Origin of the sequence: Sphingomonas hominis (assembly GCF_013328205.1) — a bacterium.
Lineage (GTDB): Bacteria > Pseudomonadota > Alphaproteobacteria > Sphingomonadales > Sphingomonadaceae > Sphingomonas > Sphingomonas hominis.
In genome coordinates, this window is sequence record NZ_JABULH010000001.1 from 469,280 (window position 1) to 487,375 (window position 18,096).

At 67.3% G+C, this 18,096-nt stretch carries 15 protein-coding genes; 12 read left to right on the forward strand and 3 right to left on the reverse strand.

Annotated features, from left to right (window positions below; genetic code table 11):
* Positions 1 to 5 precede the first annotated feature (5 nt).
* The 7 genes from nuoL (at position 6) to HRV97_RS02425 (ending at position 8,720) form a co-directional block, all read left to right on the forward strand.
* On the forward strand, positions 6 to 2,138 hold the full coding sequence (gene nuoL / locus HRV97_RS02395) for an NADH-quinone oxidoreductase subunit L (RefSeq protein WP_174192082.1): 2,133 nt from the start codon (positions 6 to 8) through the stop codon (positions 2,136 to 2,138).
* Positions 2,139 to 2,148: 10 nt separating this feature from the next.
* Positions 2,149 to 3,702, forward strand: coding sequence for an NADH-quinone oxidoreductase subunit M (locus HRV97_RS02400; protein WP_174192083.1), 1,554 nt, complete (start codon positions 2,149 to 2,151; stop codon positions 3,700 to 3,702).
* Positions 3,702 to 5,162, forward strand: a complete 1,461-nt coding sequence (gene nuoN, locus HRV97_RS02405; RefSeq protein WP_174192084.1) for an NADH-quinone oxidoreductase subunit NuoN — start codon at positions 3,702 to 3,704, stop codon at positions 5,160 to 5,162. The genes HRV97_RS02400 and nuoN overlap by 1 nt, the downstream gene beginning before the upstream one ends.
* Before the next feature lie 23 nt (positions 5,163 to 5,185).
* The gene (locus tag HRV97_RS02410) at positions 5,186 to 5,896 is read left to right on the forward strand and encodes a biotin--[acetyl-CoA-carboxylase] ligase (protein ID WP_174192635.1); all 711 of its coding nucleotides are present in this window, start codon (positions 5,186 to 5,188) and stop codon (positions 5,894 to 5,896) included.
* Positions 5,897 to 5,909: 13 nt separating this feature from the next.
* Positions 5,910 to 6,701, forward strand: coding sequence for a type III pantothenate kinase (locus HRV97_RS02415; protein WP_174192085.1), 792 nt, complete (start codon positions 5,910 to 5,912; stop codon positions 6,699 to 6,701).
* Between the two features lie 96 nt (positions 6,702 to 6,797).
* Positions 6,798 to 8,438, forward strand: coding sequence for a ribonuclease J (locus tag HRV97_RS02420; RefSeq protein ID WP_174192086.1), 1,641 nt, complete (start codon positions 6,798 to 6,800; stop codon positions 8,436 to 8,438).
* Positions 8,439 to 8,444: 6 nt separating this feature from the next.
* Positions 8,445 to 8,720, forward strand: a complete 276-nt coding sequence (locus tag HRV97_RS02425; protein ID WP_174192087.1) for a DUF1467 family protein — start codon at positions 8,445 to 8,447, stop codon at positions 8,718 to 8,720.
* Positions 8,721 to 9,278: 558 nt separating this feature from the next.
* Here the strand turns inward: HRV97_RS02425 and HRV97_RS02430 are convergent.
* On the reverse strand, positions 9,279 to 11,591 hold the full coding sequence (locus tag HRV97_RS02430) for a coiled-coil domain-containing protein (RefSeq protein WP_223176545.1): 2,313 nt from the start codon (positions 11,589 to 11,591) through the stop codon (positions 9,279 to 9,281).
* Positions 11,592 to 11,694: 103 nt separating this feature from the next.
* Here HRV97_RS02430 and HRV97_RS02435 point away from each other — a divergent pair, with 103 nt between their 5' ends.
* The 5 genes from HRV97_RS02435 (at position 11,695) to HRV97_RS02455 (ending at position 16,364) form a co-directional block, all read left to right on the forward strand.
* A complete protein-coding gene (locus HRV97_RS02435; RefSeq protein WP_174192088.1) occupies positions 11,695 to 11,988 on the forward strand; it encodes an Hpt domain-containing protein in 294 nt (97 codons plus the stop codon).
* Positions 11,989 to 12,058: 70 nt separating this feature from the next.
* The gene (locus tag HRV97_RS02440; RefSeq protein ID WP_174192089.1) at positions 12,059 to 13,225 is read left to right on the forward strand and encodes a hypothetical protein; all 1,167 of its coding nucleotides are present in this window, start codon (positions 12,059 to 12,061) and stop codon (positions 13,223 to 13,225) included.
* A 36-nt stretch (positions 13,226 to 13,261) separates the two neighbouring features.
* Positions 13,262 to 14,359: a DUF2336 domain-containing protein gene (locus tag HRV97_RS02445; RefSeq protein ID WP_174192090.1), complete on the forward strand. Its 1,098-nt coding sequence runs from the start codon at positions 13,262 to 13,264 to the stop codon at positions 14,357 to 14,359.
* The gene (locus tag HRV97_RS02450) at positions 14,356 to 15,693 is read left to right on the forward strand and encodes an ATP-binding protein (protein ID WP_174192091.1); all 1,338 of its coding nucleotides are present in this window, start codon (positions 14,356 to 14,358) and stop codon (positions 15,691 to 15,693) included. The genes HRV97_RS02445 and HRV97_RS02450 overlap by 4 nt, the downstream gene beginning before the upstream one ends.
* 278 nt (positions 15,694 to 15,971) lie before the next feature.
* Positions 15,972 to 16,364 (forward strand): hypothetical protein, encoded by a 393-nt coding sequence (locus tag HRV97_RS02455; RefSeq protein ID WP_174192092.1) that lies wholly within the window; start codon positions 15,972 to 15,974, stop codon positions 16,362 to 16,364.
* 235 nt (positions 16,365 to 16,599) lie between these two features.
* On the opposite strand, the gene HRV97_RS02460 is transcribed toward HRV97_RS02455, so the two are convergent.
* Positions 16,600 to 16,803 carry a hypothetical protein gene (locus HRV97_RS02460; RefSeq protein WP_174192093.1) on the reverse strand — a complete coding sequence of 68 codons (204 nt, stop codon included), beginning with the start codon at positions 16,801 to 16,803 and terminating at the stop codon, positions 16,600 to 16,602.
* Between the two features lie 6 nt (positions 16,804 to 16,809).
* Positions 16,810 to 18,093: a citrate synthase gene (gene gltA, locus HRV97_RS02465; RefSeq protein WP_174192094.1), complete on the reverse strand. Its 1,284-nt coding sequence runs from the start codon at positions 18,091 to 18,093 to the stop codon at positions 16,810 to 16,812.
* Positions 18,094 to 18,096: the final 3 nt, after the last annotated feature.

Consider the following 18,096-nt stretch of genomic DNA (forward strand, 5'->3'; position numbering starts at 1 on the left):
CGTCCGTGCATTCGATCCTCTTCATCGTATTCCTGCCGCTCGTCGCGGCCGCCATCGCGGGGCTGGGTAACCGCTCGCTCGGCGTGGTCCCGGCAAAGGTCATCACGACTGGCGCGCTGTTCGTGTCGTGCCTGCTGTCGTGGCCGATCTTCATCGGTTATCTGAGCGGCGGCGCCGAGGCGACCGTCACGCCCGTGCTCCACTTCATCACCTCGGGCACGTTCGACGTGTCGTGGGCGCTGCGCGTCGACGCGCTGACCGCGGTGATGCTGGTCGTGATCACCAGCGTGTCCGCGCTCGTTCACCTCTATTCCTGGGGCTATATGGCGGAGGACCCGGATCAGCCGCGCTTCTTCGCCTATCTGTGCCTGTTCACCTTCGCGATGCTGATGCTCGTGACCGCGGACAATCTGATCCAGATGTTCTTCGGCTGGGAAGGCGTAGGCCTCGCCAGCTACCTGCTGATCGGGTTCTGGTTCCGTAAGCCGAGCGCCAATGCCGCCGCGATCAAGGCGTTCGTCGTCAACCGCGTCGGCGATCTGGGCTTCATGCTCGGCATCTTCGGCACCTATCTTGTGTTCAACACCGTCTCGATCCCCGCGATCCTCGCCGCTGCACCGTCGATGGCGGGGTCGACGATCGGCTTCCTGTGGTTCCGCGCCGACACGATGACGGTGCTGTGCCTGTTGCTGTTCGTCGGTGCGATGGGCAAGTCGGCGCAGCTCGGCCTCCACACCTGGCTGCCTGACGCGATGGAAGGCCCGACTCCGGTGTCGGCGCTGATCCACGCCGCGACGATGGTGACCGCGGGCGTGTTCATGGTGTGCCGCCTGTCGCCGATGTTCGAGACGAGCCCGACCGCATTGGGCTTCGTCACCTTCATCGGTGCCGCGACCTGCCTGTTCGCGGCGACGATCGGGACGACGCAGACCGACATCAAGCGCGTGATCGCTTATTCGACCTGCTCGCAGCTGGGTTACATGTTCTTCGCAGCCGGCGTCGGCGCGTACGGCGCGGCGATGTTCCACCTCTTTACGCACGCCTTCTTCAAGGCGCTGCTGTTCCTCGGCGCGGGCTCGGTCATCCACGCGATGCACCACGAGCAGGACATGCGCTATTACGGTGGCCTGCGTAAGGAGATCCCGGTCACGTTCTGGGCGATGCTGCTCGGTACGCTCGCGATCACCGGCGTCGGCATCTACGGCATCGGCGGGTTCGCGGGCTATCACTCGAAGGACGCGATCATCGAGGTCAGCTGGGCCGCCGGGTCGCCCGTCGCCTCGATGGTGGGCGTGTTCGCCGCGCTGCTGACGAGCTTCTATTCGTGGCGTCTCATGTTCCTGACCTTCTGGGGCAAGCCGCGCTGGGCCGCGTCGGAGCATATCCAGCACGCGATCCATGACGCGCACGCGCACGGCCACGATCACGCCGGCGATCACGCGCATGCCGCCGATCACGAGGTGCACGAACACGGCAAGCAGGCCGAGCATCATCACGGCGACGTCGCGCACGAGGACGCGGGCCACACGCCGCACGTCGAGACGCGCGGTTTCAACGAGATCCCGGTCGGCACCGGCGGCTATCACCCGCACGAGAGCCCGTTGCCGATGCTCATTCCGCTGATCGTCCTGTCGGTCGGCGCGGTCGCGGCGGGCTTCACCTTCCACGGCTGGTTCATCGAACCGGACGCGGGCGAGCGGTTCTGGAAGGGCGCGATCGCGTTCAACGAGCATCTGATGCACTCGATGCACCAGGTACCGCTGCTGGTTCAGCTGTCGGCGACGATTGTGATGCTGACGGGGCTGCTGATCGCGTGGCTGAGCTACATCCGCTCGCCCGAGACGCCCGCGAAGACCGCGGACACGTTCCAGCCGATCTACCGCTTCCTGTTGAACAAGTGGTACATCGACGAGCTCTACAATTTCCTCTTCGTCAGGCCCGCGTTCGCGATTGGGCGGCTGCTCTGGCACAAGGGCGACGAGGGGACGATCGACCGCTTCGGTCCGAACGGATCGGCGTGGCTGGTCCAGGTCGGCAGCCGCATGGCCGGGCGCGTCCAGACGGGATATGTTTACACCTATGCTTTTGTCATGCTGATCGGGCTGACCGCCGCGGTCACCTGGGCGATCGCGGGTTGAGGGCGGCACGATGAACGGCTTCCCCATCCTGTCCGTCATGCTCGCGGTGCCGGCGATCGCCGCCGTCGCGTGCCTGTTCCTCTCGGCGCAGACCGCGCGGATGACCGCGCTCGCCGCGACGCTCGTCAATCTGGCGCTTGGCGTCGTGTTGTGGCTCAACTTCGACGTCGGCGGCGCGCAGTGGCAGTTCGTCGAGAATGCGCCGATGTTCGGGCGCTTCGGCTGGGCGCTCGGCATCGACGGCTACGCGCTGCTGCTGATCGCGCTCAGCGTGTTCCTGATGCCGATCTGCATCGGCGCCAGCTGGCACGCGATCGAGAAGCGCGTGCCCGAATATATGTCGGCGTTCCTGTTCACCGAAGTGCTGATGATCGGCACATTCGCGGCGCAGGACATCTTCCTGTTCTACATCTTCTTCGAAGCCGGCCTGATCCCGATGTTCCTGATCATCGGCATCTGGGGTGGGGCGAACCGCATCTACGCGTCGTACAAGTTCTTCCTGTACACGCTGCTCGGCTCGCTGCTGATGTTCATCGCGATGCTGTACATGAGCATCACCGCGAACACGACCAGCATCCCCGCGCTGATGGCGTATGATTTTCCCGCGCACGTGCAGACGTGGCTGTGGCTCGCGTTCTTCGCGTCGTTCGCGGTCAAGATGCCGATGTGGCCGGTCCACACCTGGTTGCCCGACGCGCACGTCCAGGCGCCGACCGCCGGTTCGGTGATCCTCGCGGGCGTGCTGCTGAAGCTCGGCGGCTACGGCTTCCTGCGCTTCAGCCTGCCGATGTTCCCCGAAGCCTCGGCGCAACTGACGCCGCTGATCTTCGGTCTGTCGGCGGTGGCGGTGATCTACACCAGCCTCGTCGCGCTGGTGCAGGCCGACATGAAGAAGCTGATCGCTTATTCGTCGGTCGCGCACATGGCGATCGTGACGATCGGCCTGTTCGCGTTCAACGCGCAGGGGATCGAGGGCGCGATGATGGTGATGCTGGGCCACGGTCTGGTGTCGGGCGCGCTGTTCCTGTGCGTCGGCGTGATCTACGACCGGCTCCACACGCGCGAGATCGCGCGCTACGGCGGCCTCGCGATCAACATGCCGCGCTACGCGCTGTTCTTCCTGCTGTTCACGATGGCGTCTATCGGCCTGCCGGGCACCAGCAACTTCGTCGGTGAGATCCTGAGCCTCATGGGCGCGTATCAGGTGTCGACCTGGACCGCGCTGCTGTGCACCACCGGCATCATCCTGGGTGCGGCGTACATGCTGTACCTGTACCGTCGCGTCGTGTTCGGTGAGATCAAGTCGGACGAGGTCCGCGCGATGTCCGATCTGTCGGGCCGCGAACTCTGGCTGCTCGCGCCGATCGCTGCGGTCGTGCTGTGGATGGGCGTCTATCCCGAAAGCTTCCTCGCGCCGATGCGCAAGGACACGCAGGTGCTGCTCGCGCGCATCAACCGTGCGCAACCGGCGGGTGACAGCAAGCCAACGCGCGGCACCGGCATCATTCCGTCGGCGCACGCCGAACCTGCTCATGACAATCCGGCGTCCGGGGAGGCGCACTGATGGACTATGCTTCCCAACTCGCGATGACGCTGCCCGAGGTTATCCTCGCGGTCGGCAGCATCGTGCTGATGCTCGTCGCCGCTTGGGGTGGCCCGGCATCGACCAAGGCCGTGTCCTGGGCCGCGGTGGCGGTGCTCGCGGGCGCGCTGATCGCGCTCGTTGGTCCTGCAACCTCGGGCGGTGATGCGTTCGGCGGTCTGTACCGTGCGGATGGTTTCGCCGGCTTTGCCAAGGTGCTGATCTTCGTCGCTGCCGCGGTCGGGATCGTGATGGCTCCGGACTTCTTTGCGCGCACCGCGGGTGACAATCTGCGTCCAGAATATCCGGTGCTAATCCTGTTGTCCGCCGCGGGCATGGGGATGATGGTGTCGGCAGCGGATCTGCTGACGCTCTACGTGGGGCTCGAGTTGCAGAGCCTGTCGGGATATGTGTTGGCCAGCTTCATGCGGCAGGACGGTCGTTCTGCCGAGGCAGGGCTCAAGTATTTCGTGCTCGGTGCGCTTGCCTCGGGTATCCTGCTCTACGGCATCAGCCTAGTGTACGGTTTTACCGGTTCGACGATGTTCGACGAGATCGCGGGCGCTTACGCGGCGACGCCGCTGACCGGCGACGCCAAGTCCTACGGCCTGCTGTTTGGCCTTGTGTTCGTGTTCGCCGGATTGGCGTTCAAGATGTCGGCGGTGCCGTTCCACATGTGGACGCCCGACGTGTACGAGGGCGCACCGACCCCGGTGACGGCGTTCTTCGCCTCTGCGCCGAAGGTCGCGGCAGTAGCGCTCGGCGTGCGGGTCGCGGTCGAGGCGATGGGACCGGCCGAGGGGCAGTGGCGTCAGATCGTGATCTTCGCCGCGCTCGCCTCGATTCTGTTCGGTGCGGTTGCGGCGATCGGGCAGCAGAACATCAAGCGGCTGCTGGCTTACTCGTCGATCAACAATGTCGGCTTCGCGCTGATCGGCTTGGCGGCGGGTACGCCCGAGGGCGTCGCATCGGTGCTCAACTACATGGCGATCTACGTCGCGATGACGCTGGGCAGCTTTCTGGTCGTGCTGCAGATGCGCGACCACGAGGGTCAGCCGATCGAGACGATCGCTAGCCTGTCGGGCCTGTCGCGCACGCGCCCGGCGCTCGCCGCCGCGCTGGCAATTTTCATGTTCAGCCTCGCCGGTATTCCACCGCTGTTCGGCTTCTATGCCAAGTTCGAGGTGTTCTACGCCGCGGTGCAGGCGGGGCTGTTCCCGCTGGCGGTGTTCGGCATCGCGTTCAGCGTGATCGGCGCCTATTATTATCTGCGCGTCATCAAGACGATGTACTTCGACGAGCCGGTTGCCGAGTTTGGCCGCGGTGATGCGCTGGAGGGCGGATTGATCGCAGTCGCGGCGGTGATCGTCTCGCCGCTCGGCTACCTCGCCATTCCGCTGCTGTCGGGCTGGACGCTCGCCGCGGCGCGGGCGCTGTTCTGAACCACGACATCGCGGCCCCGCGCATCATCACCGTCGCGGAGACGGGATCGACCAACTCCGACCTGCTTGCAATGGCGGAGGCGGGAAGTGCGAGTGAGGGCGTTTGGCTGCGTAGCGAGCGGCAGTTGGCGGGACGCGGGCGGCTCGGTCGCGACTGGGTCTCGCCAGTAGGCAACATGTACGCCAGCACGATCGTTACGCTGAGCGCCGACGATCCGCCCGCGCCCAGTTTAGCGTTGGTGGCAGCGGTCGCGTTGGAGGAAGCGGTTGCGGCGGTGCTGCCCGAGGCTGCGCGGCGAAAGCTCGCGATCAAATGGCCCAACGACCTGCTGATCGCGGGCGCCAAGGTGTCGGGCATCCTGCTCGAGCGCGCCGGCGCACACGTCGTGATCGGCATCGGCGTCAACATCGCGCACCATCCCGATCTGCCTGATCGCGCCGCCACCAGCCTCCACGCCGAGGGTGCGAGCGTGGACGTGGCGACCTTCACCGATCGCCTCGCCGCGCTGACTGCCGCTTGGCTGACGCTGTGGCGCACGCAGGGGCTGGCACCAATCATCGAGCGCTGGAGCGAGCGCGCGCATGCGCCGGGCACGTCGCTACGCGTGCGACTGCCCGAGGGCGGCGAACAGGTGGGTGCCTTCGACGGGCTGAATGCACAGGGTGCGTTGCGGTTGCGCTTGGAGGACGGCGGCTCGCGTGTCATCCACGCCGGCGACATATTCCTGGTCTAGGGGAGAGGGAGCGATGCTGCTCGCGATCGATGCCGGCAACACCAATGTCGTCTTCGCGCTGGTCGAGGTGACCGCCGAGGCGCGCGAGATCAAGGCGCGCTGGCGGATCGCGACCGACCCCAGGCGGACCGCGGACGAATATGCGGTGTGGCTCAGCCAGTTGCTCGCGCTCGAAGGCTATGCGCGCGAGCAGGTGGCGGCGGTGGTGATCTCCACGGTCGTGCCGCGGGCGCTCCACAATTTGCAGGTGCTTGCGAGCAAGTATTTTGGCGGCGAAGCGCTGATCGCGGGGCGTGCACCGCTCGAATGGGGCGTGTCGATCGACGTCGACGAGCCCGCGTCGCTGGGCGCCGACCGTGCGGTCAACACGATTGCGGCGCACGCGCTGCACGCCGGCGACCTGATCGTGATCGATTTCGGCACTGCGACCACGGTCGACTTTTCTGACTACAAGGGCGCGTACAAGGGCGGAATCATCGCGCCCGGCATCAACCTGTCGCTCGATGCGCTCGTCGCCGCCGCGGCCAAGCTGCCGCGGATCGCGATCGAGGCGCCCGCGGTGAACAGCGTGATCGGGCGCAACACGGTCGACCAGATGAACATCGGCATCTACTGGGGCTATATCGCGATGATCGAGGGGCTGGTCGCGCGGATGAAGGCGGAAGTCGGCCGCCCGGTAAAGGTGATTGCGACCGGCGGGCTCGCCACGTTGTTCGAGCGCCACACGAGCGTCTTCGACGCGATCGAGCCCGACCTGACGATCCAGGGGCTGGCGATCATGTGGCAACGCGCCCATATAAACTGACGAGATCGGCGCCGGGGCCGCTACCCGGAAAACAGCGAGAACCGCGCAGCTACCGTTCTACCACGCGTCGAGCGGAGCGGGGCGTGAAGGACAAGAATGACACCGAAGAACAACGAACTACTTTTCTGCGCGCTCGGCGGATCGGGCGAGATCGGGATGAACGTCAATCTCTACGGCCATGCCGGTAAGTGGGTGATGGTCGATTGCGGCGTGACCTTCGCCGATGCGGGCTTTCCCGGCATCGACGTGATCCTGCCCGACCTGCGCTTCATCGAGGAGCAGATCGACAATCTGGTCGGCTTGGTGCTGACGCACGGGCACGAGGACCACATCGGCGCGCTGCCGTATCTGGCGGAGGATTTGGGCGTGCCGCTTTACGCGACGCCGTTCACCGCCGGGCTGATCCGCGGCAAGCTGGAAGAAGAGCGGATCGACGATCGCGTCAAGATCAAGCTGGTCGAGGCGGGCAAGGCGTTCGACGTCGGCCCGTTCAAATTCACGATGGTGCCGCTCGCGCACTCGATTCCCGAGGCAAACGGCCTGGTGATCGAGACCAAGGCGGCGCGTGTGTTCCACACGGGTGACTGGAAGCTCGACGCGACGCCGCTGATCGGCAAGCCGTCGTCGCCCGAGGAGCTTCGCGCGATCGGCGACAAGGGCATCGATGTGCTGGTGTGCGATTCGACCAACGTGTTCAACGCCGAGGCGTCAGGCAGTGAGGCGGACGTGCGCCGCGGCATCGCCGAGACCGTGGCGAAGGCGAAGGGCCGCGTGCTCGTCACCTCGTTCGCGTCGAATGCGGCGCGCATCGCGACACTGGGCAAGGTGGCGGAGGAGACCGGGCGCAAGCTGGCGGTCGCGGGCCGCTCGCTCGACCGCATCATCCGGGTGGCGCAGGCGACCGGGTATCTCAAGGACCTGCCGAACCTAATCGACGCGGAGACCGCGATGCGGTTGCCGCGCAACAAGGTGCTGGTGATCGCGACCGGCGGGCAGGGTGAGGCACGTGCGGCACTGTCGCGGGTCGCCGAGGGCACGCACCCGATCAAGCTCGACGAGGGTGACACGGTGATCTTCTCGTCCAAGCAGATCCCCGGCAACGAGGTCGCGATCGGGCGTATCCAGAACCAGCTCGCCGGCAAGGGCGTCGAGATGGTGACCGAGAAGCAGGCGCACGTCCACGTCTCGGGTCATCCTGGGCGCCCTGAACTGAAGTCGATGTACGAGTGGATGCGGCCGAAGGCGCTAATCCCGGTCCACGGCGAGATGCGCCACTTGAAGGAGCAGGCGCGCTTCGGGCTATCGAACGGCATTCCGCGCGCGTTGGTGCAGACCGATGGCGACATCGTGCGGCTGGCGCCGAACGGGCCGGAGAAGGTCGGCAATGCGCCGGTCGGGCGACTGGTGCTCGACGGCGACGTGATCCTGCCGTCGAATGGCAACACGATCAACGAGCGCCGGCGGATCGCGGTCAACGGCCAAATTTCGGTCGGGATTGCGGTTGATCGTAACGGCCGTGCAGGGGGCGTGCCCGACGTGCGCGTGCAGGGCGTGCCGGTCGAGGAGGAGCGCGAGGCGTTCCTGGAGGACGCGGTCGCGGCCGTCAGCGAGGCGATGCGCGGCAGCCCGCGCGATCGCGAGAAGCTGCGCGAGCAGGTCCGTCTCGCAGTGCGCCGCGTCGCGACGCGGTGGACCGGCAAGAAGCCGGTGATCGACGTGGTCGTCGTGCAGGTCTGACGCGTCATGCGCTGGACCTCGATGCTGGCGATCTACATCCTGTTCTGGTCGTTCTCGGTGTTCCTCGTCCTGCCGTTCGGGGTGAAGACCTCGGCGGAGGCGGGGGCCGAGCACGTGCCGGGCACCGCCGAGAGTTCGCCGCACGAGTTCTCGTTGAAGAAGGTCGTGGTGCGCACCACGATCGTGGCGACGCTGCTCTACGCGCTGTTCATGGCCAATTACGAGTTCGGCTGGGTGAACACGCAGACGCTCGATTATGCCGACGCCGCGAACGCGGTGTGATGCGTGGAAGGTCACGCTAAGGTCACGCCAACGCGCGGTGTTGTACGGTGCTGAGCCAGGCCGCGTGCGGGTGGAAGGTCACGCTAAAGTCATGCCAATGAGCGTTGCTGTTGGGGAGGGCGGTTGTGCACTCCTTGATGGCGAAGCCGGTTTGGCGCCCGGGCAGCGAAGTGCGCCTGATCGTCATCCGGAACTAGCTTCGGCATCCCACTACCTTCTCCTGCGCGGGCCAAGAAGCGGGACCTCAGATCTGGTCCGGGGTGACGAGAGGATGTGGATTGCGCTGGTCCGAAAACGCTCACGTAGTAGGTGCGTGCTTGGGCATCTGAGCGGACTTCGTTGGCGTTGTGGCTCGTGACGTAATCCAGTGAAGCGCGCCTTCTAGCGTCCGAAAGGAGCGGGACCCCGGATCAAGTCCGGGGTGACGACGGCGGTGAACGGTCGCCGCGAGTTTATCGGAACGCCGACGTCGAGTCGGGGCAGGCTGGGTTCGGAATTAATGCGGGCAGTGTCAAAGAACCCCTGCGTCCTACTCCGTGGCTGATCTGTCGGACAGCGTCAGCGTAGCCGCTCGATTGCCTGTGCCAGCGCGACGTAGAGCTTGCCCATGTCCGACGACAGCAACGTCACGCCGAGTGGGGAGGAGTCGCGCTGGGTCAGGATGGTGCGCAGCATCGCCTCGAAATCGTGGATGTAGCGGTTGACCTGGTCGCGGAAGGCGGGTTCGTCGTCGTAGAGGCGCGCGATGTCGCGCTGCTCGGCGGCGTCGAGCAGGCGGACGGCGCGGCGAGTGAACACGCCGCGGTCGCCCTTCAGATACGCCGCCCAGGCGCTGTCGGACACGTCGGGTGCGAGCGTACGGGTGAGGTCGATCGAGGCCGAGTTGAGCTGCTCGATCAGCAGGGACGCGCGGCGCGCGAAGCTGTCCTGCTCGACACGGTCGCGGTGCTGCTGCTCCTCGGCGAGGCGCGTGTCGACGCGCGCGGCGGCGGCGTCAATGACCGCGATCTGCTGCTCCAGCCGCTGTGTCGCGCGCGCGGCGGCCTCGACCGCGGTTTCGGCGACCGCGGATACCTGCGCAATCTGTGCCTCGACGCCGTTGGTGACGGCGCGGTGAAGCGCGTCGTTGCTGGCGGCGTGTAGCGCCTCTGCGGCCTCCGGGATCACCTGCGCCAGCGTGTCGCGCGCGTGGTCGGCGGCAGCGGCGGCGGTGTCGCGGACGCGCATCAGCGCCTCGATCAGCCGCGGCGCGGCCTCTTCGGACAGGCGATGCGCGCGCTCGGTCGCCTCGTCGACGGTGTGGCCGATCGCGTCGGCCTTGGCACGGCCGCTGGTGAGTGCGTCGAGCAAGGTGCCGGTGAGCGCGTCGACGGTGCGGCGCTGTTCGGCGATGACCTGCGCGATCGCCTGGATCGCGTCGTGGGTGCTCTCCGCCGCGGTGACGAGTGCGAGCAATTCGGGTCGTGCGGCGACCACGACCGACTGGCTGGCGGTGATGCGCGCGTCGAGCCGATCGATCGCCTCGGGCAGCGTCTCGTCGATCTCGCGCGTCGCCGCATCGAGTGCGGTGAGCAGCGTCTCGGTGGTGGCGATGGTGCGCGTGGCGAGATGATCGCCCGCCTGCAATGCATCGCCCATCGCCTCGGCCGAGCTGGTCAGCGCGCTGATCGAGGCGGCGAGCTGCTGCGACCGCTCGGTCCCGCCGTGATAGAGCGCGTCCATGCGCCGCTCGTTGCGCGCGAGGCTATCCTCGAGCGCGGTGAACACCTGTTCGCCGACGCCGCGCTGCGCGTCGAGCCGGCGCGTGATGCGTTCGATCACCAGTTCGACCAGCTCGATCCGCTGGCTGAGTGCCTCCGCGCTCTCGCGCGCGGCCTGGTCGAGCGCGACCTGGCTGGTGCCGATCAGCGCCAGCATCGCCTCGCCCTGCGCCGCGATGCCTTTGCGTGACTCGTCGATCGCGGTGGCGGTGCGATCGAGCAAGGCGTCGACTGCGCCTGCGGCGTCCGAGGTGACCGCTTCGAGCCGGGCACCGGCGGTTTCGCTGGTCGCTTCCATGCGGCGGATGTGCGCGGCGAGCTTCTCCGCCGCGCCGCCCGCCACCGTCTCGGCCTCGCGCCCGCGCGCGGTGAGCGCGGCGATCTGCGCGTCGAGCGCGGCGGCGCGCTCGCTAGCCGATAGGCCGGCTTGCTCGATCGATTCGCTGAGCGCGCGCGTCTCCGCCTGCGCGTGCGGCAGGCTGTTGAGCAGGGTCGACAGGCTCGACTGCGCGTTGCCTGCAGCGTCGGCGAGCGCGCGGGCGTGGACGTCGGCCTGGTCGATCTCCTCCGACAGCCCGCGGCCGATCGCCGCCAGCCGCGCTGTCGCCGTGTCGCCGGTCGCGGCGAGCATCCGCACCTGTTCGGCAAGTTGCGTGCGCTGCTGGTCGAGCACCGCGCCGAGCGCCCCGATTGTCGATTCGAGCGCCTCCGCCTCCAGCCGCATCGCGCGTGCGCTGGCGCCGAAGCGCTGCGCCTCGGCGTGGCTTGTGCGGAGGGTCAGGAGCCAGGCGACACCGGCGAACAGGGGACCGGCGAGCGCGGCGGCGGCGATCCCCGCGATCTCGACCGGGTTCGAGACGCGGTTCCAGGCGAGCGCGACGAGCGCGATCACCCACAGGATGGCGAAGCCGCCGAGGATCCACGGCATCGCGCCGCGCCAGCCGGGTTCGGTCAGCTCGGGCTCGAACGATGCGGGCGCCGGGTCTACGGGCACGTCCCATCGCTCGTCGACATGCGCTTCGGCGGCCGCGTCGTGCCCGATACCGAGGCCTGCGCGCTGCTGCATGTCCTCGGACACACGAATATTGATGATCGACGGCCCCCCGTTCATGCCGTCGGCTTACCACGTTTGGCGCGTCGCGAAAGCGGTTCGCGACGGAGCGTGCGTCGTTGCGCCAACCCGCCGTTAACCCGCGCCTGTTAACCACGCGATCATGGCCTATGATCCTGGAGCGATCGATCAAGCATTGTCGGCGGCGGTGGGCGACGACCCGGCGTTGATCGCCGAGTTGCGCGCAGCCTTCATCGACAGCGCGCGCGCCGCGATGAGCACGATCGCGGCGGCGGACGACGCCGGCGCGTGGCACGACGGATTGCTGAAATTACGCGGCCTGGCGGCGAGTTTCGGCGCGGTGCGGCTGGCCGCGCTGGCGGGCGAAGCGATCAACGCGCCGGTGGGCGACCCGCGCGCGCTCAGGCTGCTGCGGCGCAACGTCGAGCGTTTGTAGCGTGGTTCAACAGGCGTCGGTGGTGCGGGGCCGGGTTGCGGGGGCCATGCAGTCGCCCTAACAGCCACGGATGCTGGCTGGCCTGCTTTTCGCGACACGTGAGGCGCATGATCGCCCGGGCATGCTGACGGCGACGCTGCCGTTCGCGGCGGCGACCTTGATCGAATATCAGGCACGAACCGCGATCGCGGCGGGTGCGTCGCAGATCGTCGTCATCGTGTCGCGGCTGACGCCCGAGCTGATCGGCGCGCTGGCGCGGATCGGCAAGCGCGGCGTCGCGGTCGACGCGGTGCGCAGCGCGAGCGACGCGTTGGGGAAGCTCCACCCGCTCGCGCGTGTGCTGGTGATCGCGGACGGACTGGTCACCACCGACGCGGTGGTGACCGCGTTGGCGGGCGAACGCGATGACACGTTGCTGGTCGTGCCCGAGCAAGCGGCGGGCGGCGAGTTCGAGCGGATCGGCGGCGGCGTCGCCTGGGCCGGGCTGGCGCGGATGGACGCGCGACGGTTGAGCGAGGCGGCGGCGATGCCGGCCGACTATGATTTGCAATCGACGCTGCTCCACGTGCTGGCCCAAGCGCGTGCCGAGCGTGTCGAGCTTGGCCCCGATCAGGCGCGGCAGGGGCATGGGATCGAGCATCGCGCAGCCTTGCTCGATCAGCGCGGACGCGCGGTGCTGGCGGCGTCGATGGCGGCGCGGCCGAGCTGGTTCGATCGCGTGATCCTGCGCCCGATCGCGCGGCTGGCGGTGCCCGAAGTGGCACGGCGCGGCGCGTCGACGCTGGCGGTGGCGGGCGCGGGCGGTGCGGTGGGACTGCTGGGGCTTGGTGGCCTTTATGCCGGGTGGCGGGTGTCGGGATTGCTCGCAATGCTCGCCGCGGTGATCGTGGCGGAAGTCGCGGGTGCGCTGGCGATGTTCCGCGACGAGGCGCCGGTCGAGCGCGGCATCCGCGTCGCGTTGCTGATCGTGCCGGGATGCGCGGCGCTGTTGCTGGGGCAAGGGTTGGGTGGCGCGGGATTGTTGCTCGCGATGCAGTTGGTCGTCGCGGGCGGGATCGCGGAACGGGCGACGCGCGGCGGATCACGGCGGCCTTGGTGGGGCAGCGCGCCCGCGTATCTGACGGTGCTGACCGCGGGCGTGGTGCTGGGCGTGCCGGTCGCGGCGCTGGCGGCCACTGCGGTTTATGCCAGCGCGACGCTGGCGACCGCGGTTGAGGCGTTGCGTCGACAGGCTTAGCGAGCCTTTAACGAAGCCGCGTTACACGGTGGCACCATGTCGCTTTCCCCTCCTTTCACGCCCGAGCCCGCCGACGCGGCACTGGCGTTGCGTGCCGCCGCGGCCGAGCGGCGCGCGAACCGGCGACTCGCGTCCGCGATCGAGGATTTCTTTCGCGACGAGCACGACCGGTTGGACGATCGGGCGCGCGCGCTGATCGGCGCGCTGATCGAGGCGAGCGTGACCGCGATCGAGCGCGACGTCGGCGACGCGGCGGCGCGGTTGCTGGCGGCGCGCGGCGAGGCGCAGGCGGCGAAGGCAGTCGTGGCGGGCAACGCGAGCGTGTTCGCGCGGTTGATCGATTCGGGGTTGCTGCGCGAGCGCGCGCTGATGGACGACGTGGTGGCGCAGGCGCGGGTCGACCTGATCGACGAGGCGCTGGTCGCCAATCGCCCGCCCGGGGCCGCCACCGGGCTGCTGGTCCGGTTGCGTGAGCACGACGATGCGATGGTGCGTGATGCCGCGATCGATTACCTGCTCGCCGACAGCCGCCACCGCGCGCCTGTCGAGGAGCGGCGCGCCGAACTGCCGGCGGAACTGCACCACCAGCTCGTCTGGTGGGTGGCGGCGGCGCTGCGCGAGCGTTTGAGCGGCACCTCCGCCAGCGCCGACCGCGCGCTGGTCGACGCCGCGATGCAGCGGATCGCGCATTTCGACGGCGCGGCCGGAACGATGGTTGCGGCGCACCGGCTGGCGGCGGCGATCGACGCCGATGTCGACCGGCTGCCGGGATTGCTGCTGGAAGCGTTGATCGAGGGGCGGCTGACCTTGTTCGCGGCGTTCCTGGCGCATGCGTTGGGGATCGAGATGGACGAAGCGCGCGCGCTGACGCTCGAACCTGATGGTGACCGGCTGTGGATCGCGTTGCGCGCGCTGGGCATGGAGCGCGACGTGCTGGCGCGGATCGGCTGGGCATTGGGCGAGGCGGATCGGACGCGCGACGTCGAGGCATTGCCCGACGCGATCGACGCAGCCGCGGTGGTCGCGCCCGAGCAGGCCGGAATGGTGATCGCGCCGCTGATGCTGACGCGAGATTTTCGCCAGGCAGTGCGCGCGCTGTCGATGGGTGCGCCGGCGCTGGGTAGTGGCGCGTGAACGAACATCTGATCCTGCACGCGCGGCTCGATCGCGAGGACCGGTTGATCGACGCCGACGAGGGCTTCGGCGCGATCAACGAGCGCGCGGGCGGCAGCCGCGGCCATGTGCTGGCGGTGCCGCAGTTCAACACGCTGGTGCGGCTGGCGCGGCGGCTGCGCATCCTGATCTCGCGCGGGGTGACGATCGCCGACGGCGAGATCGATCTCGATTGCTGGATCAAGGCGACGCCGGGCGACGGGGGCACCTCGCTCGCCGTGTCGGTGCTGCGCGAGCGGCCGGCGTGGCGCACGCCGACCAGCGCGAACACGGTCGCCGCACTGCCGCCGCCGCCGGGTGCCGATTGGCAGTGGGAGGTCGATGCCGAGCTGCGCGTGACGCGGATCGACGAGCAGGCGGGGGCGCGTCACGGTTTCGATGCGGTGGCGGCGCTGTCGCGACCGCTGACGCGGTTGTTCGCGCTCGAACCCGACGCCGACGGCAATGTCGCGATCCTCGACGCGGTGGCGGAGCGGATCGATTTCGACCGGCAGGTAGCGACGATCCGCGAATCGGGCGTGCGCGTCACGCTGGCGGCGTCGGTGCGGCGCGATCCGCTGGGTGGGTTCGACGGTTTCGTCGGCGGGACTTATCTGGTCGACGAGCAGCCGGTCGAACCGGTGGTGGAGACGTTCAATGCGCGGCTTGACCAAGTGCTGCGCGGACCGCTGGGGCGGATCGTCGCCAATGCCGACACGATCAACGCCGGGATGGATGGCGTGCTCGACCCGCATTACGTCGATTACGCCGCCGATATCGCGAGCGCGGGGCGGCATCTGCTGGGATTGGTCGACGATCTGGTTGATCTGGAAGCGATCGAGCGCGAGGATTTTACGGTCGAGGACGATGCGATCGACCTGGCCGACGTGGTGCGCCGCGCGGCGGGGCTGTTGCAGGTGCGCGCGGCGAATGCGGGTGTGACGATCGACCGCGACGGACTGGACGGCGCGCTGCCTGCACGCGGCGAGTTCCGACGGACGTTGCAGATCCTGGTGAACCTGCTGGGCAATGCGGTGCGCTACTCGCCCGAGGGTGCGACGGTATGGCTGCGCGCGCAACGCGAGGGTGAGCGCGCGGTGGTGATCGTTGCCGACCAAGGGAAGGGCATCGCGGAAGCCGATCAGGCACGCATCTTCGAGAAGTTCGAGCGCGTGGATGCGAGCGAGGCGGGCGGCAGCGGGCTTGGGCTCTACATCGCGCGGCGACTGGCACGCGCGATGGGCGGCGACCTGACGGTCGACAGCGCGCCCGGCATGGGCGCGCGGTTCCTGCTGTGGTTGCCGGCGGGGGAGTAACAGCGCGCGAGCAGAGCAACCGACCCACGCGAGTACGGCAGTTCTACTTAGCCGAATTCCGTTCCTCTCCGCAGAGGCGGCACCGTTCTACACTCAAGCAGCATGCCACGATTCTGTCGTCCTTTGACATCGCGCCACACAGATACGCGGGTGCACGCGCATGCATAGGGGTGTGACTTTCGTCGAACCTCCTGAAAGCGGCTTGTGTCACGACAGGGGGGCCCTACGGCCGCTATCCCGCAATTGCGGCCCTCTCGTCTGACAGTCATATTCGGGCGATGTCTCGAACCTTAAAAGCCCTGACGATCGTCACGCTCATAGCGTTTGAAGCGAACGCACTAGCTTGTTTCACGCCGACCCGTTTCACTGTTGATGGTGAGACTTATGATGCGGTAGTGGTCGTTACGGTATCTGATGAAGCAAATGCCACTCGATCGGGTCTGATCAAGGCGAAGGTCGAAAAGGTTCTGACCGGACCATATGAGCAGCGCATCATCGACCTTCCGTGGATGGTGTCCGACGCTAAAGGTATATGCCCGTCATCATCACCTTTTCTCCACAAGGGTGAACAGGCCACTGTGTACCTCAAGCGTGATGATCAACCGCTAAAGTCCAGAGCACCGTCCGGCTTTATCGTGGCTGGGTGGATGCCGTTGGCGCCTGTCCGCTAAGTATCAGGAGTGCGCGGAACATAGGGCTACGTGACTGCGGGGATGCACACGACAGTGCATGTCCTCGGTAGGCGTCGTGCAAAAGCTTTGTCTTCGCCGATTGAACAACCTGACGAATGTCCGCTTTCCACCAAAAGTCGACATTGCACCACGGTACCATCAAGCCGCTGTGCCGAGGCAAGGAAGGATCGAGTAAGTGCGCTGCTGAGCGATCAGTCTACGGTCTCTTACAGCCTTACCGCCGCAAGCGCCGCGCCAGCAGGATCATCAGCAAGCCCGCGACTGCCAGTGCGGCGCCGTAGTCGGCCCAGATGCGCTGGTCGAGCATGAAGCTCGATGCGGGCCAGTGGATGAGGCCACGGCCCTGGCCGATCCACAGCACGCCCATTAGCGTGCAGAGCACGCCGAGGACGAGGAGGACCGGCCGGAGCCGCTGCATGTCGGGTCAGCGCTCGCCGACGGGGGTGTAGCTGCGCTGCGTCGGCCCGGTGTAGAGCTGGCGCGGGCGGCCGATCTTCTGGTCGGGGTCGGTGATCATCTCGTTCCACTGCGCGACCCAGCCGACGGTGCGGGCGAGCGCGAACAGCACGGTGAACATGCTGGTCGGAAAGCCGATCGCCGACAGGATGACGCCCGAGTAGAAGTCGACGTTCGGGAACAGCTTCTTCTCGACGAAATACGGATCGTTGAGCGCGATCTCCTCGAGCTTCAGCGCGGTTTCGAATACGGGATCGGAGACGTTGAGCGCCTCGAACACTTCGCGCACCGTCTTCTGCATCACGGTCGCGCGCGGGTCGTAATTCTTGTACACGCGGTGCCCGAAGCCCATCAGGCGGAACGGATCGTTCTTGTCCTTGGCGCGCGCGATATACTCGGGGATGCGATCGGGCGTGCCGATCTCGTGCAGCATGTTGAGCGCGGCCTCGTTCGCGCCGCCGTGCGCCGGGCCCCAAAGGCAGGCGATGCCCGCCGCCATGCACGCGAACGGGTTCGCGCCCGACGAGCCCGCGAGGCGGACGGTCGAGGTCGAGGCGTTCTGCTCGTGATCGGCGTGGAGGATGAAGATGCGGTCCATCGCCTTCTCGACCGCCGGATTCACCTCATAGGGCTCCGCCGGCACGCCGAAGGTCATGCGCAGGAAGTTGCCGGTGTAGGATAGCGAGTTGTCAGGGTAGAGGAACGGCTGACCCACGCTGTACTTGTATGCCATCGCCGCGATCGTCGGGATCTTGGCAATCAGGCGGTGCGACGCGATCATGCGCTGCTGCGGGTCGTGGATGTCGGTGGAATCGTGGTAGAAAGCCGACAGCGCGCCCACCACGCCGCACATGATTGCCATCGGGTGCGCGTCGCGGCGGAAGCCGCGGAAGAAGGTCGCGAGCTGCTCGTGCACCATCGTGTGGCGGCTGATCGTGCGGCTGAAGCCGTCGAGCTCGTCGGCGGACGGCAGCTCACCGTTCAGCAGGAGGTAGGCGACCTCCATGAAGCTCGACTGCTCAGCCAGTTCGCCGATCGGGTAGCCGCGGTGGAGCAGCACGCCCTCGTCACCGTCGATATAGGTGATCTCCGACCGGCACGACGCAGTCGAGGTGAAGCCCGGATCGTAGGTGAAGGCGCCGGTCTGGCCGTAGAGCTTGCGGATGTCGACCACGTCGGGGCCGACCGAGCCGGAGAGCACGGGATAGTCGAAGTTCTTGCCCGCCAGATCGAATGTGGCTGTGTCGGTCATGAT